General features: G+C 71.1%; 13 protein-coding genes and 1 tRNA gene. 4 read left to right on the top strand and 10 right to left on the bottom strand.

The window, feature by feature from the left end:
* Positions 1-69: 69 nt before the first annotated feature.
* From BJ992_RS02230 to BJ992_RS02210, 5 genes are read right to left on the bottom strand one after another with little or no spacing between them, the layout of a single operon-like run.
* Positions 70-1,701 carry an NAD(P)/FAD-dependent oxidoreductase gene (locus tag BJ992_RS02230; protein WP_221474651.1) on the bottom strand — a complete coding sequence of 544 codons (1,632 nt, stop codon included), beginning with the start codon at positions 1,699-1,701 and terminating at the stop codon, positions 70-72.
* Between the two features lie 40 nt (positions 1,702-1,741).
* The gene (locus BJ992_RS02225; protein ID WP_184978288.1) at positions 1,742-3,412 is read right to left on the bottom strand and encodes an NAD(P)/FAD-dependent oxidoreductase; all 1,671 of its coding nucleotides are present in this window, start codon (positions 3,410-3,412) and stop codon (positions 1,742-1,744) included.
* Between the two features lie 36 nt (positions 3,413-3,448).
* On the bottom strand, positions 3,449-5,110 hold the full coding sequence (locus BJ992_RS02220; RefSeq protein ID WP_184978287.1) for an NAD(P)/FAD-dependent oxidoreductase: 1,662 nt from the start codon (positions 5,108-5,110) through the stop codon (positions 3,449-3,451).
* Positions 5,107-10,269: a type I polyketide synthase gene (locus tag BJ992_RS02215; RefSeq protein WP_184978286.1), complete on the bottom strand. Its 5,163-nt coding sequence runs from the start codon at positions 10,267-10,269 to the stop codon at positions 5,107-5,109. The genes BJ992_RS02220 and BJ992_RS02215 overlap by 4 nt, the downstream gene beginning before the upstream one ends.
* Positions 10,266-15,866, bottom strand: a complete 5,601-nt coding sequence (locus BJ992_RS02210) for a type I polyketide synthase (RefSeq protein ID WP_184978285.1) — start codon at positions 15,864-15,866, stop codon at positions 10,266-10,268. Before BJ992_RS02210 ends, BJ992_RS02215 begins: the two co-directional genes overlap by 4 nt.
* Positions 15,867-16,017: 151 nt before the next feature.
* On the opposite strand from BJ992_RS02210, the gene BJ992_RS02205 reads away from it, so the two are divergent.
* The 3 genes from BJ992_RS02205 (at position 16,018) to BJ992_RS02195 (ending at position 18,503) form a co-directional block, all read left to right on the top strand.
* Positions 16,018-16,746: an alpha/beta fold hydrolase gene (locus tag BJ992_RS02205; protein WP_221474650.1), complete on the top strand. Its 729-nt coding sequence runs from the start codon at positions 16,018-16,020 to the stop codon at positions 16,744-16,746.
* 82 nt (positions 16,747-16,828) lie between these two features.
* Positions 16,829-17,116, top strand: coding sequence for an acyl carrier protein (locus tag BJ992_RS02200; protein ID WP_184978283.1), 288 nt, complete (start codon positions 16,829-16,831; stop codon positions 17,114-17,116).
* A 19-nt stretch (positions 17,117-17,135) separates the two neighbouring features.
* The gene (locus BJ992_RS02195; RefSeq protein ID WP_246496498.1) at positions 17,136-18,503 is read left to right on the top strand and encodes an NAD(P)/FAD-dependent oxidoreductase; all 1,368 of its coding nucleotides are present in this window, start codon (positions 17,136-17,138) and stop codon (positions 18,501-18,503) included.
* Positions 18,504-18,636: 133 nt separating this feature from the next.
* Here BJ992_RS02195 and BJ992_RS02190 read toward each other — a convergent pair whose 3' ends face one another.
* On the bottom strand, positions 18,637-19,371 hold the full coding sequence (locus BJ992_RS02190; RefSeq protein WP_343072464.1) for a TetR/AcrR family transcriptional regulator: 735 nt from the start codon (positions 19,369-19,371) through the stop codon (positions 18,637-18,639).
* A gap of 45 nt (positions 19,372-19,416) precedes the next feature.
* Between BJ992_RS02190 and BJ992_RS02185 the strand changes: the two genes are divergently transcribed.
* A complete protein-coding gene (locus BJ992_RS02185) occupies positions 19,417-21,138 on the top strand; it encodes an ABC-F family ATP-binding cassette domain-containing protein (protein WP_246496497.1) in 1,722 nt (573 codons plus the stop codon).
* Between the two features lie 118 nt (positions 21,139-21,256).
* On the opposite strand, the gene BJ992_RS02180 is transcribed toward BJ992_RS02185, so the two are convergent.
* The 4 genes from BJ992_RS02180 to BJ992_RS02165 all read right to left on the bottom strand — a co-directional run bounded on the left by BJ992_RS02180 (position 21,257) and on the right by BJ992_RS02165 (position 25,195).
* Positions 21,257-21,330, bottom strand: a tRNA-Thr gene (locus BJ992_RS02180).
* A 69-nt stretch (positions 21,331-21,399) separates the two neighbouring features.
* Positions 21,400-22,968 carry an alpha/beta hydrolase gene (locus BJ992_RS02175; RefSeq protein WP_246496496.1) on the bottom strand — a complete coding sequence of 523 codons (1,569 nt, stop codon included), beginning with the start codon at positions 22,966-22,968 and terminating at the stop codon, positions 21,400-21,402.
* Positions 22,969-23,056: 88 nt separating this feature from the next.
* Positions 23,057-23,893 (bottom strand): PSP1 domain-containing protein, encoded by an 837-nt coding sequence (locus tag BJ992_RS02170; RefSeq protein WP_184978281.1) that lies wholly within the window; start codon positions 23,891-23,893, stop codon positions 23,057-23,059.
* A 120-nt stretch (positions 23,894-24,013) separates the two neighbouring features.
* A complete protein-coding gene (locus BJ992_RS02165; RefSeq protein ID WP_184978280.1) occupies positions 24,014-25,195 on the bottom strand; it encodes a DNA polymerase III subunit delta' in 1,182 nt (393 codons plus the stop codon).
* Between the last annotated feature and the right edge of the window lie 6 nt (positions 25,196-25,201).

Here is a 25,201-nt window from a genome sequence, read left to right as displayed (position 1 = left end):
GCGCCGGCGGACCACTCCGGGGGCGCCGCTCATCGTGTACGCACGTCAACCCGGACGTCACGGGCCGGATCAGTGCAGCGCGTCCGGCTGGACACTGGTCAGGTTCTCCTTGGTCATCATTCGGCGGAACTCCACCGGGGCCGTGGTCTTGGACCACAGCATCATCCGCAGCCGCCGCGCCGCCGAGAAGTGGTAGTACCGTGCCTTGGGATCGGCGAACCGGTACACAGGAGGCACGAACGGCGCCTCCCGCAGCAGCGCGAAAACGCGTCCTGCCGCGGCGCCGGCCGATCGTGTCCCGGCCTCGACCTCGCCGAACTCCTCGAACACCTGGGACAGCAACCGGTTCAGTCCCTTGGGTGGGGCGAACCAGAACGCGTGCCCGTGATGGCCCCGCACCCCATCCCAGCGACCCCGCGCCAGGCAGTCGTTACGAGCGCTCTTCAACGACAGCGCCGACAGCATCGACCACAGCAGCCAGACCCGCGAGTAGGCGTTCCACAGCCGGAAATCCTCCGTCGCGGCGCGGGCCGCGGTCAGCAGCCGGTCATGGAAGTCCACCAGACGCTCCTGGAACACCGCGACCGGCCGGACGTGGCCCGTCCAGTCGTCGCCGGCCGCCGCCTCGATGAGCGCCGGGGCCAGCGCGTGCACCATCTCGGCGGTCATGGTGACATCTCGGGACAGCAGGAAGTCGTTGCGCGCGGCCGTACGGTCCCACAGGAACCACCGCTCGCCCGCGGTGGTACCCGCCGTACGCTGCCAGCGGCGGGCCGAGGTCCACGGCCTGCACGCGATCGCGTTGGAGAACGACCGGGCCAGGCTGGGGAACCGGCCGATCAGCTCACGGAACGCATCCTCCGGATCGGCGGGCAGGTCGGCGTACCGCACCGGGTCCACGCTCGCCACCACGCTGGCCAGCGGGTTGACCGGGTCCTCGCCGTTGTCGAAGTGCGCCACCTGCACCCAGGCGCCGGGGAACACGTGGGTCAGGGTTCCCTTGGACCAGGGAGTGGCCTGGCCGTAGTCCTCCAGCCGGACACACTCCTCGAAGGGCGTCACACCCTGCATGTGTGTGGCGAGGAGCCGCGACCGCAGGCGCAGCCGCGGAATCTCGTCCTCGGCGCCGAGCCTGTCCGACAACGGCGAGCCCGCCCCGGCGCCGTCCACGACGAACCGCGCGTGGTGGAGCGAGCCGTCGCGCAACAGCACGTTCACCTCCTCCTCTCCAACCCTGACATCGGCGAGGACGGGACGCTGAGGTGGCGCCACCGCTCCGTACCTCAGGGCGAGCAGGTAGGCGTACCGATCGACGTGCGGCCGGTAGGGGTGCCACTCGGCGTGCTCGCCGGGCACGTTGAACTGCACCGCGAGTGCCGGGTCGTGCTCGTGGCCCTCACGGTGGTACAGGAATCCCAGGCTCCGCTTGACCCCGCTGGAACGGCGTACCTCGGAGGGCAGCGCGCTGGTGAGACCGAAGCCCGCCAGTTCCGGCATGCCGAACCGGCGGGCCATCGTGAAGAAGACCTCGGCGGTGTAGGGCACGGTCGTCTCGCCGGCGAACTCATCGGAGTCGGACGGAGCGTCCACCAGGAGCACCCGCAGCCCGTGCCTGGCCAGCACCGCGGCCAGAAGGCACCCGCCGAGGTGCGCGCCGAGCACGGCCACGTCGTATCGGATGGCACGGTCCGCGACGGCCATCACTCCTCCTTGTCCTGATCCTCCGCTGGATGGGCCCATCTCAGAACAGCTTCCGGCCTTTGAGCAGGCGCGACTTCAGCGCCGCCTTGCCGGTGTCGATCATGAGCCGGCCGAGCTCCGGGTCGGCCTCGGTTCTGGCCCAGCGCGCCATCTTGAGGAACGTCTTGGGACGCGGGCTGATGAACCGCACATCCCGCTCGGCGAAACCGAAACCCTTGGGCCAGAAGTCCGCCAGCCGCATCTGGTCGTAGAGGTCGTCGGCCGCTTCACTCGCGTCCAGCTCACCGGCCTCCACGGCGTCCACCTGCTCGACCATGCTGTCGTACGCCTTGGCGAAACCGTCGTTGAACCCCCAGTAGTGGCCCAGGTGCGGCGCCTTCTCCAGTTCCAGGAAGTGCCGGTCGTCACCGTCCTCGGCGAACCGGCTCAACGCTCTTTGGATCTGGTAGCAGCCGGCGTTGGCACCCCAGGCCCAGAACCGGAACACCGCTGTCCACAGGTCGTACTCCTGCCAGGAGATGAACGCCGCGTTGACCAGGGAATCGTTGTAGTCGAACAGCTTCTGCTGCAGCCGCTCGACGAACTCGAACCGCTCGGCGGAGAAGTCGCCGTCCTTGACGGCCTCCAGCAGCCGCCACGCCAGCGCGTGCACCGACTCGGCGGTGTTGGACAGTCCCCGGGAGAACAGCGGGTCGATGAACCCGGCCGCGTGCGACAGCAGGAACCAGCGGTCGCCGGCGCAGCGGCTGGAGGAGTACTGCAGGCGTGGCGTGGACACCCATTCGCGCACCGGCTTGGCGCCCTCGAACTGCCGCGCGATGTCGGGGTAAGGAGCGGCCAGCGCGTGGAAGTCCTCCTCGGGGGTCAGATCGGCGGGCTTGGGGAAGGTGCGTGGGTCCACGGTCATGCCGACGCTGCACAGAGGGTTGGTGGACCACTTGTTGTTGTCGAAGGCGATCACCCAGGCCCAGCCGCGCTCGAACACGTGGTGCACGGTGCCCTCATACCAGGGGAACGGCGGACGGTTCTCCTTGCCGTGCCGCCACAGGTCGTCGGTACGCGGCACGTCCAGCATGTGGTTCCACACCGAGCGGGAGTGATGCTTGAGCCGGCACGGGTTCTCCCGCAGGCCGAACTTGTCGGCGAGCGGCGAGCGGAATCCGCTGGCGTCCACCACGTAGCGGGCCCGGTACTCGGCGTCGCCGCCGCTGAGCGTGACGCCGTCGTCGCCGAAATCGACCTCGTCGACACGGAAGTTCTGGCGCGCCTTGCAGCCGTACTTCATCGCCACATGGAACAGATAGGAGTCGGTGTCCTGGCGGAAGTAGTGCGCGGCCTCGTTGAGCAGGTTCTTCGGGGTGTTGAACTCGTTGGCCTCACGAGGGTTCTGCGGCTGACCCGGATGGTGCATGAGAAACCCGAAGTGCCGCTTGACGCCGAACCGCTCCCCCATCGCCTTCCGGGTACGGGTGAAGGTCGCCAGGTTCTTGATCTCCGGAACGTCGTAGCGGTCGGCCAGCGCGCGCAGATAGAGCAGGGTGTACGGGATCGTCGACTCGCCGACCGCGAACCGGGGGTGCGACGCCGCGTCCACCAGCAGGACCTTGGCGCCGTGCCGGGCCAGGATCGCCCCCAGCAACGATCCGGCGATCCCCGAACCGAGGATCGCGACGTCGTAGACGGTCTTCTCCATGCTGCTGTTCCGCCTCATGCCGATGCCTTTCTGTCGGATCTGTCGGAGAAACGGTCAATGACGACGGCTGAACCGGCTACGGACGACTCCGCCGATGGCGCCACGGATCACCGCGCCGACGTGAGGAGGCGCCTCGGTCCCACCCCAGCGGGCGGCGCTCAGCATCTTGGGTGGCGTCGCGTGGAAGAAGTGGTTGGCCGGGTCGCCGAGGTTGAACACCGGCGGGATGTAGTCGGCGTCCTGGATGTGGTGCATCACCTTGGCCGCCGCCGCCGACGGGGTCATCGAGCCGTTCTCCACGGCGATGCACACGTCACGCGTGAGCGGGCCGAACCGATTGAACTGGTCACTGATCGGGAACGGTGACCCGGGGTGTTCGGTCTGCTCCAGCGCCCGGAACAGGCCGTCGTCGCCGGTGCGCAAGAACTTGTAGTAGGCGTCCTCGAGCACCAGGGTCCCCAGCACCGTTCCGATCTTCCAAGTGCGGTAGACGGCGTTCCACAGCTCGTAGTCCCGGAATCCGACGAACGAGCTGTAGACCAGGTCGTCGTGCACGTCGAACAGACCCTGCTGCAACGTCTCCACATACTCGAACCGCTCGGTGGACCAGTCGCCGTCGCGGGTGGCCTCGATGAGCCGCCAGGCCAAGGCGTTGACCACGTCCATGGTGTTCGTCAGGCCCCGCGAGTACAGAGCGTCGATGAACCCCGCCGCGTGTGAGGTCAGGCAGAAACGGTCGCCGACCAGGCGTTTGGCCGAGTACTGCAGCCGGTCGGTGGAGACCCACGGCCGTGTGGCCACCGCGTCCTCGAACTGCCAGGCGATGTCCGGGAAGCGCTTCAGGAAGGAGCCGAACTCACGCTGGGGGTCGGGCTCATCACGGGGGAAGCGCCGGGGGTCCAGGGTCAGGCCGACACTGCACAGCGGGTTGGTGGAGCCTCGGTGATTGTCGAACGGGATCACCCACAGCCAGCCGCCGTCGAAGATGTGGTGCAGCGTGCCGTTGTGCCACGGGCTGGGCTGGCGGTGCAGCCGCGCCGCCGGCGACCCGTCGAACGGCCGCACGCCGATCATGTGGGTGAACAGGCTGCGCGAGTGGTGCCGGGCCCGGGTGGGCTGCTCGCGCAGGTCGAACCGCTCGGCCAACGGCGAGCGATAGCCTCCCGCGTCGACCACGTAGTCGGCCCTGTACCGTTCACCGCCTGCCGTACGCAGCTCAACGCCGGTGTCGGGGTCGATCTCGACCTCCTCCACGCGGGTGCCGGGCCGTGGGTCCGCGCCGTACTTGACCGCGACGGCGAACAGGTAGGCGTCGGTGTCCTGCCGGTACAGGTGCGACTCGGTACGCAACGCGGTGGGAATCTTGAGCTGATTGATCTCCTCGGGGTTCTGCAATCTCCCTTCCCGGTGGTACACGAAGCCGAAGTTCTGCTTGATCCCGGAGTTGCGTGAGATGTGCCGCTGGATGGTCGTGAAACTCGCCAGCGCCGCGATCTCCGGCACCTGGTACCGGTCGGCGATGATCCGCGTCATCGCCGAGGTGTAGGGGATGGTCGACTCTCCCACGGCGAACCGAGGATGGGTGCCCTGGTCGAGCAGGAGGACGCTGACCCCGTTGCGCGCCAGGACGGCGGCGAGCATCGAGCCCGCCATGCCGCTGCCGAGGATCGCGACGTCGTATCGATCCCTGGCCGATGCGCCGTTCACCCGCTTCATGCGCTGACGCTCCTCTCCGTCGGGTGTGAATGATCGAGTTCGTGGCGCCGCATCACCTGGTCGAGCAGGTAAACGTCCCACTCGGCGGCGTCGGTCGCGAAGAACTCACCGGTGGGGCATTCGATCGCCAGGTCCTCGCGCACGCGCTTGATGAGCTCCATCACCATCAGCGAATCGATGCCGAGCTCCAGGAGGCGGAACTGCTCGTCCAGCCGGGCACGGTCCAGCCGCATGATCTGCGCGAGCTGGTCGCGCAGATACCCCGCGACCAGCGGGAGGCGCCGCTCCGGCGGGGCACCGAGCAGCTCCCCCAGCACCATGGCCTCGCCGCCGGTACGGACGACGGCGCGCTGTTCGACGGTGATCTCGCTCAGCACCGGCTTGGTACCGCGCACCTCCAGGACGGCCTTGTACCTCGACCAGTCGGCCGCGCACACCACCGGCTGGACGCGTCCCGCCGTGAGCAACGACCCCATCAGTCGCAGTGCCTGCCTGGCGGGCAGCGGACGTAGGCCCGTGGCCGCCAGGAACTCCCGCACGTCCTCCCCGTACAGGTTGGACGGTAGCTCCCACTGCCCCCAGTTCACGCTCAGCCCGGCCAGACCTCGCGCGGCACGGTGGTGGGCCAGCCCGTCCAGGAAGGCGTTCGCCGCGGCGTACCCGGCCAGGTGCAGTGACCCCCAGGCCGCGGCGATCGATGAGAAACCGAGGAAGAAGTCCAGCTCCAGCCCCTCGGTGGCGCGGTGCAGCGTCCAGCCTCCCACGACCTTGGGCCGCCACACCGCGTCGTAGCCGGCCCGGTCGACTTCGGCGACGACCTGCGGCCGGGAGACGCCGGCCGCGTGCACCACCCCCCGCAGCGGCACCGTCCCGGCGGTGATCCGCTCCACCATGCCGTGTACCGCGGCGAAGTCGGTCACGTCGGCGGCCACGGCCTCCACCTCGGCACCGATGGCCTCGAGAGCGCGCACCAGGTCGACCCGGCCGCGCTGGTCCTCGGGCAGGTCGTCGTCCCAGCGGACGCGGTCCGGCAGCGGGGTGCGGCTCATGAGGACCAGCCGCCGGGCACCCTGCCCGGCCAGCCAGCGGGCCACCGCGGAGCCGATGCCGCCGAACCCGCCGGTGACCAGGTAGGCGGCCTCCGGGTCGACCGGCGGCGCCGCCCGCAGCCGCTCCTCCGGCAGCGGGTTCCTCACCAGGCGGCACACCAGGGCACGGGTGCCGCGCAGCGCGATCTGATCCTCGGTGTCGCCGTACGCCAGCGCGTCGGCGAGCCGGTCATCGCCACCGGACTCGGGATCCAGGTCCACCGCGCCGCCCCATGACCGGGGATGTTCGAGCGCGAACACCCGGCCGAGGCCCCACAGCGGTGTGGCCGCCGCCCGGTGGACCCGCTGGCCGGGTACGGCCGGGACTGCTCCGCGGGTGACCAGGTGCACCTTCGCCGTGGGTAGGTCCGTGCGGAGACGCAGGGCCTGCATCAGGCGCACGGCGGCCAACTCGGCCCGGTCGCGGAAGGCGACCAGGTCCTCCTCGGCGGCGGTCTCCAGGTCGGGAGCGTCCACCCCGGTGAGGACGACGATCCGGTCGGGGCGGGTGCGCTCCAGCATCGCCCGCAGGTCCACCTCGGGCCTTGGCGTGACGACCTCCGCCACCGCCCCCAGTGCGCGCAGCCGGTCGGCGAGGCGGCCGGCGACGTCATCGCCGCCGAACAGCACCCAGGTCTGGCCGTCCAGCGTGGCGACGTCCGGTAGCGCCGCCTCCTGCCAGGCCAGGTCGAACACCAGCTCGGCGGGGTCCTGCCACGGCTGCGGGCCGGTGACCTCGGAGGCGGGTGTGGTGCGCAACCCGGCGGCGCCTCCGGTGACCGTCCCGTCCGGGGAGAGGAACGCGACGGCACCGCTCTCGCGGTGCACCCGGACCGAGGACGTCTCTCCGGCGTCCAGGGAGGCCGCGCCGATTCCGGTCAGCACGGCTTCCTGCGCGCCGGACAGCAAGGTCGCCGCCACCGCGAGAGGGTTGGCGCCGTCGGCGGGGGCCACGGCCCAGGGGCCGGACGGAAGGACGGGGCGTAGCGGAGCGCGGCGCAGCACGCCACAGGCGTGCACACGCCAGGGGGCGGCGGCGGCCGTCTCGGTGGCACTGCGGCCGCGGATGGTGAACGCCGCCGCGTCGTCGTCCGCGGCCGGCTCGACCGACACCTGCAGGGTGGCCCCGGCCGGTACCGGCTCTCGCAGCACAGCCGAGACCGCCTGCCGCCACGTACCACCGAAGGCCTCCACGGCGGCGTCCCGGGCCAGCTCGATCAGGTCGGCCAGGCCGGTGGCCGGCCCGGCGGTGGTCTCGAAGGCCGGCACCGCGGCCTGCGGCAGCGCCTCGAAACCCGGCCGGGACCCGCCGTCGCGGAGGGGGGACCTGGCGGGGGCGACCTCGCGGTACCAATGACGGGTCCGGTCCCACACGTGGGTCGGCAGCGGGACGCGGTTGAACCGCGCGCCACCGTGGAAGGCCGCCCAGTCCACCGCCACACCTCGCGCGTGCAGCGCTCCCAGGGACTGGACGACGCGCCGCCGACCGTCACGACCACGCCGCAGGGAAGGGATCCACACCGACGCCGGGTCGTCCAGAGCGCGTGCGCCGAGGCCGAGGAGCACCGGATGCGGGCCGATCTCCAGGAAGGTGCGCAGGCCCTCGGCGTGCAGGAAGCGGATTCCGTCGAGGAAGCGGACCGGCGCGCTCGCGTGCCTCACCCAGTGCTCCGGGTCGCGCTCGGCCTGTCCCCACTCGGCGCCGGTGACGTTGGACACGAGCCGGATCGTGGGGGCGTGATGCTCGACGGTCCCGGCGACCGCGCGCATCTCGTCCAGCATGGGGTCCATCAGCGGCGAGTGGAACGCGTGCGAGACCTTCAGCAGCCGGTGCTTGACACCCTCACCGGCCAGTCTTTCAACGACCGCGGCCACCTCCCGCTCCGGGCCGGCGACGACGGTGTCGGCCGGCCCGTTGACCGCCGCCACCGACACCAGGTGCTCCAGGCCCTTGACGGCCCGCGCGGCGCGCTCCTCGTCGCAGACCAGCGTGGCCATCACACCTCCCGGTGGCAGGGCCTGCATCAGCCTGCCTCGCACCGCGATCAGCCGGACCGCGTCGGGCAGGGTCAGCACCCCTGCCACGCAGGCCGCCGTGATCTCCCCTACGCTGTGCCCCGTCACGGCGGCGGGCCGCACCCCCCACGACAGCCACATCCGGGCCAGTGCGTACTCGACGGCGAACAGCGCCGGCTGGGTGTTGCCGGTCCGGTGCAGTGGTGAAGACTCCTCGTCCGGCCGGTCCAGCACCGCGGCCAGCGGTTCGTCCAGCAGCGGATCCATCAGCGCGGCGACCTCCTCGATCGCCTCGCGGTAGGCCGGTTCGGCACGCAACTCCTGCCCCATCCGGCCGTACTGGGAGCCCTGTCCGGTGAACAGCCACGCCACCCCCCGGTTACGGTGCGGGGCCAGCGGCACCCGCGTCCAGGCGTCGTCGCGCTCGTCGCGGGTGAAGGCGTCCAGCGCGCGGGCCAGCTCGCCGGACGTGGCCCCGGTGACGACGAGGCCGTGGGCCATCCGGGTTCGACCGGTCTGCGTCGTGCGGCAGATGTCTTGAAGCGGCGCCGGGTCGTCGTGCGCCAGGTGCCGCGCGTACGCGCCGGCCAGACCGCGCAGGCTGGCCTCGGTGCGCGCGGACAGGGTGAGCACACCGTCGTCGCGGCGGACTCCTTCGGGGGACGGCGAGCGGGCCGGCGGCTCGGTCAGGACGGCGTGCGCGTTGGTACCGCTGGCGCCGAACCCGCTGACCCCGCCGGCGCGCGTCCGGCCCCGCGCCGGCCAGGGTCGCCTCTCCTCGACGACCCTCACGTGCAGCCGGGACCAGTCCACATTGGGATTGGGGTCGGTGAAGTGGAGGTGCCCGGGGATCTCCCGGTGGTGCAGCGCGAGCGTGAGCTTCAGCAGCCCCGCGACACCTGCCGCGGCCTCCAGGTGGCCGATGTTGGTCTTGACCGAGCCGACCAGCAACGGATCCGCCGGCGGGTGGACATGACCGATGACCGCCTCCAACGCGCGCAGCTCGATCGGGTCGCCGAGCGCGGTGCCGGTGCCGTGCGCTTCCACGTAGTCGACATCCGCCGGGTCCAGCCCGGCCTGGTCCAGCGCGGCGGCGATGACGGCCTGCTGGGACAGCGGGTTGGGGACGGTCATACCACTGCTCACGCCGTCGTGCCGCACGGCGGTGCCGCGCACCACGGCCAGCACGTTGTCCCCGTCGCGCTGTGCGTCCGCCAGACGCTTGAGCACCACCACACCCCCGCCCTCGCCGCGGCCATACCCGTCCGCGGCGGCGTCGAAGGTCTTGCAGCGGCCGTCCGGCGCGAGCCCACGGAACTTGCTGAGCAGCACGAACGAATAAGGGCTGAGCATCAGGTTGACGCCGCCGGCCAGCGCCATGTCGCATTCGCCGAGGCGCAGCGCCTGGCAGGCGTCGTGCAGCGCTACCAGGGAGGACGAGCAGGCGGTGTCGACGACCTGGCTCGGCCCCATCAGGCCGAGGTGGAACGACACCCGGCCGGCGGCGAAGCTCGGCTCACCCAGCAACTGGTAGGCGTCCACGTCCGCGCGATCGCCGCGTTCCTGGCGCAGCCGGACGTAGTCGGTGGTGCTGACGCCGAGGAACACACCGGTGGCGCTGCCGGCGAGCGACCCTGGTGCGTACCCGGCATGCTCCAGTGCCTCCCAGACGACCTCCAGGATCAGCCGGTGCTGCGGGTCCATTCCAGCCGCCTCGCGCGGCGAGATGCCGAACACCTCCGGCTCGAACCTGTCGACCTGGTCGATGAACGCGCCGTTGACGACATACGTGCCGCCTGGCCGGTCGGGATCGGGGTCGTACCACGAACGCAGGTCCGCGCGGACAGCGGGGAACTCGGTGACGGTGTCGGTACCCGCGCACAGCAACCGCCAGAAGGACTCGGGCCCGTCCGCACCACCCGGCAGCCGGCAGCCCGCGCCGATGACGGCGATCGGCACGCGGGAGACATCCTTTTGCCCGGCCAGCTCGGCGCGTAGCCGCTCGATCACGCGCACGGACTCGATCAACTGAGCGCGCAGGTCTGTGTTGGTCATCGGTCTGTTCCCTTCGCCGGGCTTCGATGACGTGCGGTGTCCGCGGCCCCCGGCGTCGCCGAGCCGGCCAGCGCCACGGCGACGCGGGCGGCGAGTTCCTCGTCGCTCAGGCCGGACAGCTCGCCGCCGTCCGGGACCGCTTCAGGGCCGGGGGCCTTGGCGTGCTCGCCGCACAGCTCCACCACGATGAACCGCGCGAAGGACCGGGGGGTCGGACATTCGAACACCACGGTGTTGGGCAGTTCTTTGCCGAGAGCGGCTTCGGCGGCGCGTTTCAGCCGCAACGACAGCACCGAGTCGAAGCCCATGTTGAAGAATCCCTGGTCGGGATCGATGTCGGTGGCTCCGCCGAGCACCTCGGCCACCAGGCCGAGCAGAGGGCCGAGCAGCACCTCCTCACGCAGCGCCTCAGGCGTGGCTCGGACGCGAGCGCTGAGCGGCGTCTCCTTCAGCGGCCCGGCGGCGACCGGCGGGGCGGCGACCGGGGCGGCCACGCCGGCTGCGTTCTCCACCCAGTGCCGGGTGCGCTGCCAGGGGTAGGAAGGCAGCGAGGTCACCTGGCGGCCGGGGCCGGCGGTGCGACTCCAGTCGACGCGTGCGCCGCGGACGTGCAGGGCCGCGAGCAGTTCCAACGGCTCGCGGGCCGACGCGCGGTACACCACCTCACCTGCCAGCAGCAGCGTGAACCCGTCCGCGCCTAGCTCAAGCACAAGCTCACCCCGACCTTGGCCCTGGCCGGCGGGGCCCGCGGCGAGGCGCGGCGGGTGGCCGGCGGCCAGGGCCTCAGCGGCCTCGGCGAGAGTCGTCCTCCCGGCGGTGACGGCGGCGGCGTGCGCCGCGGGCCCAGGCCCGCCGATCCACGTCTCCGGCACCACCCCCAGTGCACGGCACAACCCGGCCAGAGCCAGATGACCGGCCAGCGTCTCGGCCCCCGGGACACCGGTCGAGCGCAGCTCCCGCTCCACGCGGCCGAAAATCTCTCCGGGGTCCGCGCCAGGTGCCGGCGCGGCGTCGTCGAACCAGCCGCGGCCGGGTGCGTCCGGGCCGAGGCGCACCAGCAAAGGGCGAGTCTCCCCGTCCGGCACCACGGCGCGGTGGCGCGGCGCGGCCAGCCGTCCCGCCAGTTCCCCGGTGGAGTGGCCCACCACGGCGATCCGGTGCTCGTGATGGGTGCGTCGCGCGGTCGAGGTCCAGCACAGGTCGGCGATCTCTTCCTCCGGGGTGACGGCCAGCCGCTCTCGCATGAGCGCGACGGCCGCCTCCAGCGCCGGGGCCGTCCTGGCCGACACGGCCAGCACCACCGGCATGTCCGCGGCGTCCGGCGGCCCGGCGACGGCCGGCGGTTCCCGCAGGACGACGTGGGTGTTGGTGCCGGTGAACCCGAACGCGCTCACCCCGGCGGTGCGGCTGCCGCCGGTCCAGGCGACCGGTTCGGCGGGCACCCGCAGTGAGGTCTGTGGCCAGTCGATCTGCCGGGTGGGCACCTCGTAGTTCAGGTGCCGCGGGATGACCCGATGGATCAGTGACAACACGACCTTGATCAGGCCGGCGATCCCGGCAGCGGCCTCCAGGTGGCCGATGTTGGTCTTGACCGAGCCGACCAGCAGCGGCTTCTCCGCCGCACCCCCCGGACGCAGCGCCGCGGCGAGCGCGCGCAACTCGATGGCGTCGCCGAGAGGTGTGCCGGTGCCGTGCGCCTCGACGTACTCGACCTCGTCGGGACGCACCCCGGCCTGGCGCAGCGCGTCGCCGATGACCTCCCGCTGGGCGGCACCGCTCGGCACGGTCAGCCCGCCGCTGGCCCCGTCCTGGTTGACGGCGCTGCCCTGGATGACGGCGAGCACCCGATCACCGTCGCGCAGTGCGCAGGACAGGCGTTTCAGCACGACCACACCCGCACCCTCGCCACGGCCGTACCCGTCGGCGGCGTCGTCGAAGGTCTTGCACCGGCCGTCGCGGGACAACGCGCCGGCGGCGGACATGGCGCGGAAGATCGTCGGGGTGACCATGACGTTCGCGCCGCCGGCGACGGCGACCTCGCTCTCGCCCGCGCGCAGGCTCTGGCAGGCCAGGTGCACGGCGGTCAGCGAGGACGCGCAGGCCGTGTCCACCGCCATGCTCGGCCCGCGCAGTCCCAGCATGTACGACAGCCGGCCCGCCGCTCCGGAGAACGAGTTGCCGGTGCCGTAGTACAGGTCGACGTCGTTGCCGCCGCCGAGCAGAAGCTGTTGGTAGTCGGTGGAGTTCAGACCGACGAACACACCGGTCCTGCTCCCCCGCAGGCCGTCGGCGGACAGGCCCGCGTGCTCCAGAGCCTCCCAGGCGACCTCCAGGAACAGACGCTGCTGAGGGTCCATGCTGCGCGCCTCACGTGCGGAGACCCGGAAAAAACCGTGGTCGAAGCCGTCCACCGCCTCCAGGAAGCCACCGCTGGCGGTCACGGTGAGGCCGTCCTCCAGCAGGCGGCCGGCGTCCCAGCGACCGGGTGGCACCGGGACTATGGCGTCCCGACCGGCGCTGAGCAGGTCCCAGAACTCGCCGGCGTCCGCGGCGCCTGGCACCCGACAGGCCAGTCCGACGATGGCGATGGGCTCGGGTCCGGCGGGGGCCGGCCTGTCCGCGGGCTCGTCCCTCGCTGTGGCCGTCTCCCGGCGCAGGTGCGCGATCAGCCCGCCGAGTGTGGCGTGGGTGAGCACGTCGGCGGCGTCCAGCGGCCGGCCGGTGGCCCTGGCCAGGCGTTCGGCGAACTCGACGGCGGACACCGAGTCCAGGCCCAGCTCGACCAGCCCCCGGGTCTCGGGGAGACGCGTTCCCGCCGGGTGGCCGAGCACCTCGGCGAGCGACGCGTGCGCGGTGTCGGCGAGGTCGCCGGTGGTCTCCACACGGCCGAGCGCGACGGCCGGGACGGCGTCGGCAACAGGCACGGTGGACTGGACGCCGCGCGGCACCCCCGCCAGCCAGTGCCTGCGGTCGGCCCAGCGAGGCGGAGGCAGCGGCGCCGCGCGGACCGGCCCCTCGTACCCGCGAGCCCAGTCGACCGCCACACCCGCGATGTGCAGCGCCGCCCTGGACCTGGCCTGCACCGCCGCGCCGCGCTCGCCACGAACCAGGGAGGCCACCACGACGCCTCGGCGTCCCCGGCGTGCGATCATGTCGCGCAGCGGACGCGACAGCACCGGGTGCGCGCCGATCTCGACGAACACCACGTCCCCTCCGGCCAGCAACCGGTCGGCGACGGGCCAGAACATCACCGGCCGGCAGAGGTTGTGCTCCCAGTACTCCGCGTCCAGCGCTCGCGGCCCACCGCCGGGGTCGGCGGTGGACAGGAACGGGATCGCGGGTGCGGAAGGACGAAGCCTGGCCCTGCGCCGCAACTCCCGGCCGTAGGGGACCATGAGCGGGCCGTGCGAGGGATACTCGACCGACAACTCGACGGCTTCCACACCTTCCTCCTGAAGGCGGCGGACGGCGTCGGCGATCTGGAGCCGCGGGCCGCTCAGCACGACCGAGCGCGGGCCGTTCACCGCGGCGACGGTCACATCGGGATGGCGCCGGGCGAGCCACTTCCCGGCCGGCTCCGCGCCGAGATCGGCCGACGCCATCGCGCCGGTCCCCGTCGCGTCCTCCAGCACCCGGCTGCGCTCGACGATCAGCCGCGCCGCGTCGGGGAGCGTCAGCGCGCCGGCCACGCAGGCCGCCGCGATCTCGCCCATGCTGTGCCCGATGACGGCGTCCGGCCGTACCCCCCACGACTCCCACAGCCGGGCCAGCGCGACCTGCAGGCCGAACAGCGCCGGCTGACCGGTCCCGGTGGCACGCAACGCGGCCGGGCCGGGGTCGGCCAGCACGTCGAGCAAGCTCCACCCGGTGTGCGCGCGCAGTTCGGCGTCACACTCGTCCAGGGCCGCGCGGAAGACCGCGTCCTCCCGGTACAGGTCCATACCGGCGCCTGGCCACTGCGCCCCGTGCCCCGAGAAGGCGTACACCACCGGCGCGCCGGCGAGTCCTGCCTCGCCATGGAGCACGGCATCATGCGGCCGTCCGTCGTGGTAGGCCTGGAGCGCGGCGCGCAGAGGCGCGGCGCCGTCGCCGACGACGGCGAGCCGATGAGCGAGATGGGTCCGGCGCACCGCCGCCGTGGCGAGCCGTCCGGCGAGGCCCTCGCCATCGGTCAGCGCGGCGGCGTGGTCGCCGGCGAGCGCGCGCAGACCCGCCGCGGTGGTCGCCGAGATCACCAGGGTGTCCGGACCGAGCGGCGAGGAGACCGCGGCCGGCTCGGGCTCGGGGCCACGGACGACGAGGTGGACATTGGTACCCGACAGGCCGAACGCGCTGACCCCGGCGACGACAGGCACCGAGGCGGGCCCCGGCAGCGGTATGGGCCCGCGCGGCACCTCCAGCCCACTACCCGCCCATTCGATCAGGGGGGTCGGAGCGTCGAAGTTGATCTGTGGTGGCACGACGCGGTGCCGCGCGACCAGCAGTACCTTGAGCAGCCCGGCGACGCCTGCGGTGGCGTCCATGTGCCCGAAGTTCGCCTTGAGCGACCCGACGAGCAGCGGCTCACCGGACGAGCGGCCCCGGCCGAGCACCTCGGCCAGCGCCGACAGCTCCAGGGGGTCGCCGAGCGGCGTGCCGGTCCCGTGGGCCTCCACGTACCGGGGGACGTCCGCGCCGACACCGGCCGAGGCCAGGGCCCGGCGGAGCAGTTCCACCTGGGCCTCGACGTTGGGCACGGTCAGGCCCGCGCTTCGCCCGTCGTGGTTGACGGCGCCGCCGATGACAATGCCGTGGATCTGGTCGTGGTCGCGTATCGCGTCGGCGTAGCGTTTGAGCACGACGACCGCACAGCCCTCTCCGCGAGCGATACCGTCGGCGCGCGCGTCGAACGGACGGCACCGGCCGGTCGGGGACAGCGCCTGCACCTTGCTCATGAAGACCGACAGGTCCGGTGTGACCAGGGCGTTCGTGCCTCCGGCCAGTGCGGTGTCCACTTCGCCGTCACGCAGTGCACGGCAGGCCAGATGCAGTGCGGTCAGTGAGGAGGAGCAGGCGGTGTTGACCGTCATGGCTCCGCCGCGCAGACCGAAGGTATAGGCGACGCGACCGGCGGCGAAGCTGAACTCCTTTCCCGTGGCGAAATGAGGGCCGATCCCCGCGGTCCCCGCGGTCCTGGCGTGCAGGAGCAGGTAGTCCGAGCCGAGCATGCCTACGTGGACGCCGGTGCGAGTGCCCTCCCAGCGGTCGCGCGGCACGCCGGCGTCCTCCATCGCCTCGGCCGCCACCTCCAGCAGGATGCGTTGCTGCGGGTCCATCTCGGCCGCCTCACGCGGCGATATGCCGAAATAGTCGGCGTCGAATCGGTCGATGTCGTCGAGGAAGCCGCCTTGGTCGGCGTACATGGCACCCGAGCGCTTGGGGTCGGAACTGTGAAAGTCGCCGTCCCAGCGATCGGCCGGCACCTTCTCCAGTACGTCGGCCCCGTCGAGCAGCGCACGCCACAGCGCCTGAACGGTCCGCACCCCGCCGGGGAACCGACAGCCGATTCCGACCACCGCGACGTCATCGGGCCTTGGCGCCGCCGCGTACTCGGACATCCGGGCTCCTCTCCGGCCTGGGTCGCTTCCCAGCCAGGCCACGGTCTTCTTAAGCTGAATGCGAGCGCGTAGGTGTCAACGACCATCGCCCCGGCCACTAGTGCCCCGCTTGAATGCCGGTCCTGGGCCGGCCAAGGGAAGGACCTCCGCGGTGAAACAACGCGCTCATCTGGAGCCCTCGCCGGAGCCGCGGCTGCGGCTGTACTGCCTCCCGCACGCCGGCGGCGGCGCCGCCCACTACAACCGCTGGCGGCCCGTACTGCCCGGCGTACTCGTCACGCCACTGGAACTGCCCGGCCACGGCACCCGTCTGGCCGAGCCGCCGATCCGCGACATGAACGCCTTGGTCGCGTCGCTCGTCGCCACGATCAGCACAACCATCCCGTTCGTCCTGTTCGGGCACAGCTTCGGAGCACTGGTGGCCTACGAGCTGGCGCTGCGGCTCCCCCCCGAGTCGCTGGCCGGCCTGGTCGTCAGCGGCCGTAACGCCCCCTCCGAACCGCCGGCCGCCGATCCGCTGCACGTGCTGCCTGACGGCCCGTTCATCGCCCGGCTGCGGCGGCTTGGCGGCATGCCCGAAGAGCTGCTGGACGACCCCGGACTGCTGCGGCTCTACCTGCCGGCGCTACGCGCCGACCTGGAGATGTCCGCGACCGGTCGCCCGGCGGCTGATCCTCGTCTGCGCGCACCGATCACCGTGTTCGGCGCCTGGGACGACGACCTCACCCGGCCGGACGGCCTGGCCGCCTGGGCACGGGAGACGACCGGCCCGTTCGAGCTGGCCATGCTGCCAGGCGGACACTTCTTCCTCCGCGACCCCGGCTTCCCTGTTCTCCTGCGCGCACGGCTGGACCGGATGGCCGCCGCCGTGTCGCGGTAGCCGCGCCCAAGCGTTCCTCTACCCACTCCCCCGATCGTCGGGAACACCGGCGGAAGACACCCGGCGATCTGGGGAGGACCGAATGCCTGTCACCGACCGCGAAAAGATCAACGCCGCGATCACCGGCTACGTCAGCGTGCAGTTTCTCGACGACACGGAGCTGTCCGAACTGGACCAGGAGACCCCCCTGCTGGAGTGGGGCGTCCTCAACAGCATGAACACCAGCACTCTGCTCGCCTACATCAGGCAGGAGTTCGGTGTGATCGTCCCGCCCGCGCACATCACATGGCGGCACCTCCAGAACCTGCGAGCCATCACCGACATGGTTCACGAACTGTCGACCCAGGCCGAGCACTCCTCCCGCGCCTGACCCGAAGAGGGAGAACGCCATGAACAGCATGAACAGCGCGGACGCCGTGGACGCCGACTTCGACATCGGCGTCATCGGCGGCGGTCCGGCGGGTGCGACCGTCGCCGCCTACCTGGCGAAGGCGGGTCTGTCGGTCGCCGTCTTCGAACGTGACACCTTCCCCCGCGAGCACGTCGGAGAGTCGCTGGTTCCCGCCACCACCCCCGTGCTCGTCGAGACCGGCTGCATCGACAAGGTCGAACAGGCCGGCTTCCCCAAGAAGTACGGGGCGGCCTGGACCTCGGCCGAGAGCCGCGAGATCGACCGGATGGGGTTCCGCAACCTGACCAACGGCTTCCGCTCCGCCGAGGTACTGTTCGCCGAGCGCGACCAGACCGGGGTGGACCGTGACTACACATTTCACGTGGACCGTGGCCTCTTCGACCAGATCCTGCTGAAGAACGCCGAGAGCCTGGGTGCGTCGGTGTTCCAGGGCGTGGCGGTCGGCGCGGTGGACTTCTCATCCACGTCTCCGGTGATGAACGTCCGCCTGGGCCGGCGCCAGGTCCCGATCAAGGTGCGCATGGTCGTGGACGCCAGTGGCCGACGCACCCACCTGGGCAACCAGCTCAAGATCAAGGTCACCGACCCGGTGTTCAACCAGTACGCGGTGCACGCCTGGTTCGAGGGGCTGGACCGGACCGCTCTGGCGGTGAACAAGGAGCAGGCCGACTTCATCTTCATCCACTTCCTGCCGGTGGCCGACACCTGGGTGTGGCAGATCCCGATCACCGACACGGTCACCTCGGTCGGTGTGGTCAGCCAGCGTGACCGCCTGCGCGCCTACGACGGGGACCGGGAGAAGTTCTTCTGGGACACCATCGCCAGCCGCCCCGAACTGCTCGACGTTCTCAAGAACACCAAGCAGGTCCGCCCGCTCAAGGCCGAGGGCGACTACAGCTACGGGATGAAGCAGATCATCGGCGATCGGCACCTGCTCATCGGCGACGCGGCAAGGTTCGTCGATCCGATCTTCTCCAGTGGAGTGAGCGTCGCGCTCAACAGCGCGCGCCTCGCCGCGCGGGACATCATCGCCGCCGCCGAGGCCGGCGACTTCGGCCGGCACCGGTTCACCACCTACGAGGCCAAGCTGCGCCGAGCCATGCGCAACTGGTACGAGTTCATCTCGATCTACTACCGGCTGAACATCCTCTTCACCGCGTTCGTCCAGGACGACCGCTACCGGGTCGACGTGCTGAAGATGCTGCAGGGAGACGTCTATGACGACGAGCCGAAGGTGCTGGCCGCCATGCGGGAGATCGTCAAAGTCGTGGAGGACGATCCCGGCCACCTGTGGCGTCCCTACCTCGGCACGCTGCGCACCCCCGCCACGGCGCCTGGGTTCTGACCGGTGAGGTCGACGACCCGGCGCACACCCGGCGCACGGGTGGCCGGGGCTCTGGCGTCCACCTCGGCCGTCCGCCGGGCCCACGGCGGCAGCTCTTCGTGAGTTCCGGGTATCCCGCCTGGCGGAGCGGGGGTCAGGCCCGGGTGCCAGGCCCGTCCGCTCCGTCGGCGCACGCCTGGATACCGTCGAGCAGCCAGGTCAGGCCGCGCGAGAAGCCCGCATCCCACTGGTCGTCCACGACGAGCGGGCCGTGTTCGGCCAGCGACGGGTAGCGGTCGCGGTTGGCGCGCAGGTGCTGTTCGGCAGCCTGCCGTGTCGCCTGGTCCACGTTGGTCATCCACGACGCCTGCATCAGCGCGGAACCGATGACGTAGTTGGACAGGCCGTATGCGGCGGCGATGATCTGTGACTCGCCGACTCCCGCCTTCAGCAGGGTGGCGTAAAGGAACTCGCTGCGGGCCAGCACGTTCGGCCCGAGCATCGGACGGCCCAGCAGCGCCGCCGACCATGGGTGCCGCAGGAGGGTTTCCCGCCAGCGGTTGATCAGCGCCGAGACGTCCGCGCGCCAGCCGTCCCGGCCGGCGCGCGGGATGTCGACCTCCGAGAAAATGGTGTCCAGCGCGAGGTCCAGCACATCGTCCTTGGTCTTGACATGCCAGTACAGCGTCGTGGAACCCGTGCCGAGCCGCTCTGCCAGCCGGCGCATCGTGAGCCTGCCGGTGCCCTCCTCGTCCAGGAGCGCCACGGCTTCCTCGATGATGCGGTCACGGCTGAGCGGCGGCGCGTCCCGCCCCTGTCGTTCGGAGGCGCGCAGCCAGACGTTCACCGCGGCCTTGGCTTCCGGAGCCGGTTCCGTCCCTGATGACACTTTTCCTGATCCCGTCTTGCCGGTGCTCACGCGGAACAGTTTAGTATGATGTTCGAGGACTGGATCGTCGATCCGGTCGCCAGAACAACGATCCAGGCGATTCGGGCCGCGTGCCGGGTCCGCGAAGGGGGGACGGTGGTGGCGGGGCATGTCGAGGCCGACCGACTGACCTATGTGCTGCCGGACGGGCGGCTGCTTCTCCACGAGGTGTCCTTCCGTGTCGGCGACGGCGTCAAGGCCGGTCTGATCGGGCCGAACGGCGCGGGCAAGACCACCCTGCTGCGCCTCATCGCCGGCGACCTCCAGCCCGACGACGGCCGCGTGGTCCACTCCGGCGGGCTCGGCACGATGCGGCAGTTCATCGGCGACATCCGCGACGGGCGGACCCTGCACGACCTGCTGCTGTCGGTGGCCCCCGACCGGGTGCGCGCCACGGCCGCGGGGCTGGCGCGGGCCGAGAAGCGGCTGGCCGAACACGACGACGAACGGACCCAGCTCGCGTACGCCCAAGCCATCAGCGACTACGCCGACGCCGGCGGCTACGACATGGAGGTCGTCTGGGACACGGTCGCGACCCTCGCCCTGGGGCTCCCCTACGACGCCGTGCGTGAGCGGCCGGTGAACACGTTGTCGGGGGGCGAGCAGAAGAGAGTCGTGCTGGAGGCCCTGTTCCGCGGCCCCGACGAGGTCCTCCTGCTGGACGAGCCGGACAACTACCTGGACGTCCCCGCCAAGGAATGGCTGGAGGCGCAGCTCCGGGCCACCTCCAAAACGGTGCTGCTCGTGTCGCACGACCGCCAGCTCCTGGTCGGCGCGGTCGACCGCATCATCACGGTCGAGGACCGCGGCGTCTGGGTACATGGTGGCGGCTTCGCCAGCTACGCGCAGGGCCGACAGGACCGCATAGCCCGCCTGGAGGAACGTCTGCGCCGCTGGAACGAGGAACACACCAAGCTGCGGCAGCTCGTCGGCACCCTGCAGCAGACCGCCGCCAACAACGACGCGCTGTCGTCGACCTACCGCGCCGCACGCACCCGCCTGGCCCGGTTCGAGGAGGCCGGCCCACCCGCCCGGCCGCCGAAACGGCAGAACGTCCGCATGCGGCTACGCGGAGGACGCACCGGCAAACGCGCCGTCATCTGCGAGCGGCTGGAGCTGACCGGGCTGATGAAGCCGTTCGACGCCGAGATCTGGTACGGGGAACGCATCGGCGTGCTCGGCTCGAACGGCTCAGGCAAGTCGCACTTCTTGCAGCTCCTCAACCAGGCCGCCGACGGCGCGGTCCCCACCGTACGGCACACAGGCACGGCCCGGCTCGGCGCGCGGGTGGTCCCCGGCCTGTTCGTGCAGACCCATGCCCGGCCCGACCTGCACGGCCGCGTCGCGGTGGACCTGGTCATGGACGGCCACACGCTCACACTGAACGACGCCATGGCCGCGATGGCCCGCTACGAACTCGCCCCGGCCGCCAACCAGCCGTTCGAGACACTGTCCGGCGGACAGCAGGCGCGCCTGCAGATCCTGCTGCTCGAACTGTCCGGCGCGACGCTGCTGCTCCTGGACGAGCCCACCGACAACCTGGACCTCGCCAGCGCCGAGGCGTTGCAGCAGGGCCTCGCCGAGTTCTCCGGCACCGTCCTGGCCGTCACGCACGACCGCTGGTTCGCCTCCGACTTCGACCGTTTCCTCATCTTCGGCGCCGACGGCACAGTGTACGAAAGCGCCGAACCGGTCTGGCACGAAGGCCGCGTCGAACGCACCCACTGACCCGCACAAGGACACCCCCTTGTGATCAAGGGACACCCCGGGACCCAATGCGAACCGCCCGCCAGGCGTAGCCTGACAGGCGGTGATCAACTGACCTGTGGCCAGCGGTTATGCGCTGAGCCGCCTTGGGGAATCGAACCCCAGACCTACGCATTACGAGTGCGTCGCTCTGGCCGACTGAGCTAAGGCGGCGTGCTTCGGTTGAACCGTAGCGTGAGGCAGTCTACAGGGTTCGGGTGGGTTGGGGGACGTGGATCTTGGTCAGGTTACTTTGGGGCAGAGGGTGTTGGGTTTTGGGGGGGTTTGGGTGATCAGGTAGGTGTCTACGGCCTTGTCGATGCAGGTGCTGTTGGTGCGGTACGCGGTGTGGCCGTCGCCGTCGTAGCTCAGGAGGACGCCTGAGGAGAGTTGGCCTGCCAGGGCCTCGGCCCACTGGTAGGGGGTGGCGGGGTCGCGTTGGGTGCCTACCACCAGGATGGGTGGGGCGCCTTCGGCTTTCAGGGGCTTGTCGGTGCCGGTGGGGGGGACGGGCCAGTACTCGCAGGGGAGGGAGCCCCACATCACGTAGGCGCCGAACAGCGGGCTTTCCTTCTGAGCGGCTGTGGCGGCTTGTTCGTAGGCCTGGGTGGTTTTGGGGTAGGGGTGGTCCACGCAGTTGATGGCCATGTTGGCTTCGGTCTGGTTGCTGTAGGTGCCGTCCTGGTGGCGGTCTATCAGGACGTCGGCCAGGCGGAGGAGAGTGGTGCCGTCGCCTTTGAAGGCTTGGGACAGGGCTACTCGGAGTACGGGCCAGGAGCGTTTGTCGTACAGGGCTGTGACGACGCCCAGGGTGGCCCAGGATTCGTCGATCTTGCGGGTGTCGCCGGTGCTGTTGCGCAGGGGGGTCTGGTCGGCGTTCTTCAGCATGGTGCCTATGCGGGACTGGGCCTCGTCGATGTTCTTGGCGGGGAAGGGGCAGGAGGTGTGGGTGAAGCAGTCGGCCAGGAAGGAGCGGAGGGCCACCTGGAAGCCTCTGGCCTGTGCGGCGTTGACGTCGGGGACGGGAGGCAGTGCGGGGTCCACGGCGCCGTCCAGGACCAGGGCTCGCACGTTCTTGGGGAACAGGTCGGCGTAGACGGCCCCCAGGTAGGTGCCGTAGGACTTGCCGAGGTAGGTGAGGCCGGTGTCACCCAGTGCGGCGCGCAGGACGTCCATGTCGCGGGCCGCGTCGGCGGTGCCTACGTGGGGGAGGAGTTTGGCGGACTTGGCTTCGCAGCCTTGAGCGAACTCCTTGGCGCCGGTGGCCAGTGCGTCGACTTCCGCGGGGGTGTCGGGAGTGCCGTCGAGGCCGATGAACTTGTCGAGTTGCGGGCCGGTGAGGCAGCGGACGGGGGCGGACTCGCCTACGCCGCGGGGGTCGAAGCCTACGGCGTCGAAGCGGGACAGGACGGCGGGGGTGAGGACGGACTTGGCGGCGCGCGCGTACTCGATGCCGGAGCCGCCGGGACCGCCGGGGTTGAGAAGTATGGAGCCGATGCGGTCGCCGGTGGCGGGGAGGCGGATCACGCTGATCTGGATGCTTTCGCCGCCGGGGTTCGCGTAGTCGAGGGGGACCTTGATCTTGCCGCACTCGAAGCCCTGGCGGCACGCCGTCCAGGTGATCTTCTGGTTGTAGAACGGGGCCAGCGCCGCGGAGGGAGCATTGCGGCCGGCGGCCGGGTCGCCTGCGGGGGACGGGCCGCCTGCTGGGTCGGCGTCGCCTTTCGCGGAGCACGCCGTGGCGAGCAGTGCCGCCGCTGCGAGAACGGCGGCTGTACGTCTGGTCCTGCCCATGCCTTTACAGCGCGTCATGCGCCGACCACCTTATCCCCCGATTCGGTGTGACCGTGGCCCTGATCAACGCCACAGCTCTAAGGTAGTACCCCTCCGACGTGCGCTTTCACTCCTCGCCGGCCGTCTGTCCTCCATACTTTTCGTCATGCTGCTTACGTGGCGCGCAGACGTCCGCGCGGGAGCAGGCGCAGCGGCGGCCGCCGTCGTCGAGGCGGACCACCACCGAGTCGGACGGCACGTTGTGGCCGACGACGGTGCCGCGGCCCTCAGGGGTGTCCACAGTGGCGCCTGCGCGGGGAGCCCCGGCACGGAACTCCTGGTACAGAGGGTGCTCGTACTTCAGGCAGCACATCAGGCGGCCGCACGCGCCGGCGATGCGCAGGGGGTTGACGGGAAGGTCCTGGTCCTTGGCCATGCGGACCGACACCGGCTCGAAGTCCTTGAGGAACGTGGCGCAGCACAGGTCACGGCCGCAGGGGCCGATGCCGCCTTGCAGGCGGGCCTCGTCTCGGGGGCCGATCTGGCGTAACTCCACCCGTGCGCGGAGGTTGCGGGCCAGGTCGCGGACGAGCGCGCGGAAGTCGACGCGGTGGGGAGCGGAGAAGTAGACGGTGTAGACGTTGTCGGCGTCCAGGTAGTCGACGCCGACGACCTTCATGGGGAGCTCGTGCCGGCGGATCAGGCGCTTGGACACGCTGCGGGCCTCGGCGCGGTGGCGGCGGTTGGTCTCGTCGCGTTCCAGTTGCTCGTCGGCGGCGATGCCGGCGCACACGGGGAGACCCTCGACGTCCTCGCTGACCCATTGCGGTGCCCAGACGCATTCGGCGACCTCGGGACCCGCGTCGGTGGGGACGAGGACCTTGTCGCCGACCTTGGGGCTGTGTCCGCCGGGATCGAGATAGTAGAGCCTCCCATATCGGGTGAAGCTCACAGCCATCATCATGCCCACGCGAACGCCTCCGCTCCTTGCCGATACGGGCCATGCCGATGCGTTGCCGACCACCCTACGCTCAGAGGTGGCATCAGCCCACAAATCGGCCGCCGCATGTGTGAGACAGGCGGCTCAGAGGCGGGGTTTCCACAGGCTGATCGTCATGGACTCCAGCGCCATCTGCGGGTTGACGTTGGCCTCCAGGCGCTCGCGGCAGAGCATGATGGCGTCGATGCGCCGCAGGCTGTCCTCAGGGGTGGAGACCACGGCCAGCGCGTCGAGGTCGGCTCTGCGGTCCTCGGTGGGGAGCTCGACCACGGCGCCGAGCTGGACGGCGAGGACGTCGCGGTAGAAGGAGGCGAGGTCGAGCAGGGCCGAGTCGAGGGAGTCGCGGCGGACGCGGGTGGCGCGGGACTTCTGCCGGTCCTCCAGCTCCTTGACGGCGCCGGCGCCGCCGCGCACCAGGCCCTTGTTGAGGCCCTTGCCTGAGGAGCCCTCGCCGTAGATCTTGCGGAGCTCGGCGGTCTCGGTCTCGTTGAGCCGGGTCGTGGCCTCCTCGGCGTCCTCGGCGGAGGTCTTGACCAGCCGCTCCGCCGCCTCCACGCACGCGCCGAGGCTGGTGAGGCCGCGCGGCAGGGACAGCACGGACTCGCGCCGGCGCCGCACCTCGGCGTCCAGGGCCAGGCGGCGCGCACGGCTCACGTTGCCCTGTGCGGCGCGCGCGGCGAACGCGGCGAGCTCCGGGGGGACGTCGTCGCGGGTGGCGAGCACGTGGGCCACGGCCTCGGTGGACGGGGTGCGCAGGGTGACCACGCGGCAGCGCGACCTGATAGTGATCATCATGTCGTCGGGGGACGGCGCGCACAGCAGCCAGACGGTGCGCGGCGGCGGCTCCTCGATGGCCTTGAGCAGCGCGTTGGCCGCGGCCTCGGTGGCACGCTGCGCGTCCTCGAACAGGATGACCCGCCACCGGCCGAGCGTCGGCGCGCCGGCGGCGCGCAGCACCAGCTCGCGGGTCTCCTTGACGCCGTACGACAGCCCCTGGGGCCGCACGGTCTCGACGTCGGGGTGGGAGCCGACGGCGACCTGGTGGCACAGCTCGCAGTGGCCGCAGCCGCCGGAGTGGCACAGCAGCGCGGCGGCGAACGCCTGCGCGGCCTCGGTGCGGCCCGACCCCGGCGGGCCGGTGAACAGCCACGCGTGGGTCATGCCGGTGCCGGGGCCGCCGGCGAGGACCTCGGCACCCGCGGTGGCGGCCTGCCGCAGGACGTCCACCGAGCGGTCCTGCCCCACGAGGTCGTCGAAGACTGTCACGCAGGC

It is taken from the genome of Sphaerisporangium rubeum (assembly GCF_014207705.1).
Taxonomy (GTDB): Bacteria; Actinomycetota; Actinomycetes; order Streptosporangiales; family Streptosporangiaceae; genus Sphaerisporangium; species Sphaerisporangium rubeum.
This window is presented reverse-complemented; position numbering and strand designations above follow the sequence as displayed.

Bases quoted from the DNA above. Each gene is read 5' to 3' on its own strand.
- BJ992_RS02230 (WP_221474651.1), bottom strand. From the start codon at position 1,701: ATGGCCGTCGCGGACCGTGCCATCCGATACGACGTGGCCGTGCTCGGC.
- BJ992_RS02225 (WP_184978288.1), bottom strand. From the start codon at position 3,412: ATGAGGCGGAACAGCAGCATGGAGAAGACCGTCTACGACGTCGCGATC.
- BJ992_RS02220 (WP_184978287.1), bottom strand. From the start codon at position 5,110: ATGAAGCGGGTGAACGGCGCATCGGCCAGGGATCGATACGACGTCGCG.
- BJ992_RS02215 (WP_184978286.1), bottom strand. From the start codon at position 10,269: ATGACCAACACAGACCTGCGCGCTCAGTTGATCGAGTCCGTGCGCGTG.
- BJ992_RS02210 (WP_184978285.1), bottom strand. From the start codon at position 15,866: ATGTCCGAGTACGCGGCGGCGCCAAGGCCCGATGACGTCGCGGTGGTC.
- BJ992_RS02200 (WP_184978283.1), top strand. From the start codon at position 16,829: ATGCCTGTCACCGACCGCGAAAAGATCAACGCCGCGATCACCGGCTAC.
- BJ992_RS02195 (WP_246496498.1), top strand. From the start codon at position 17,136: ATGAACAGCATGAACAGCGCGGACGCCGTGGACGCCGACTTCGACATC.
- BJ992_RS02185 (WP_246496497.1), top strand. From the start codon at position 19,417: ATGATGTTCGAGGACTGGATCGTCGATCCGGTCGCCAGAACAACGATC.
- BJ992_RS02175 (WP_246496496.1), bottom strand. From the start codon at position 22,968: ATGACGCGCTGTAAAGGCATGGGCAGGACCAGACGTACAGCCGCCGTT.
- BJ992_RS02170 (WP_184978281.1), bottom strand. From the start codon at position 23,893: ATGATGATGGCTGTGAGCTTCACCCGATATGGGAGGCTCTACTATCTC.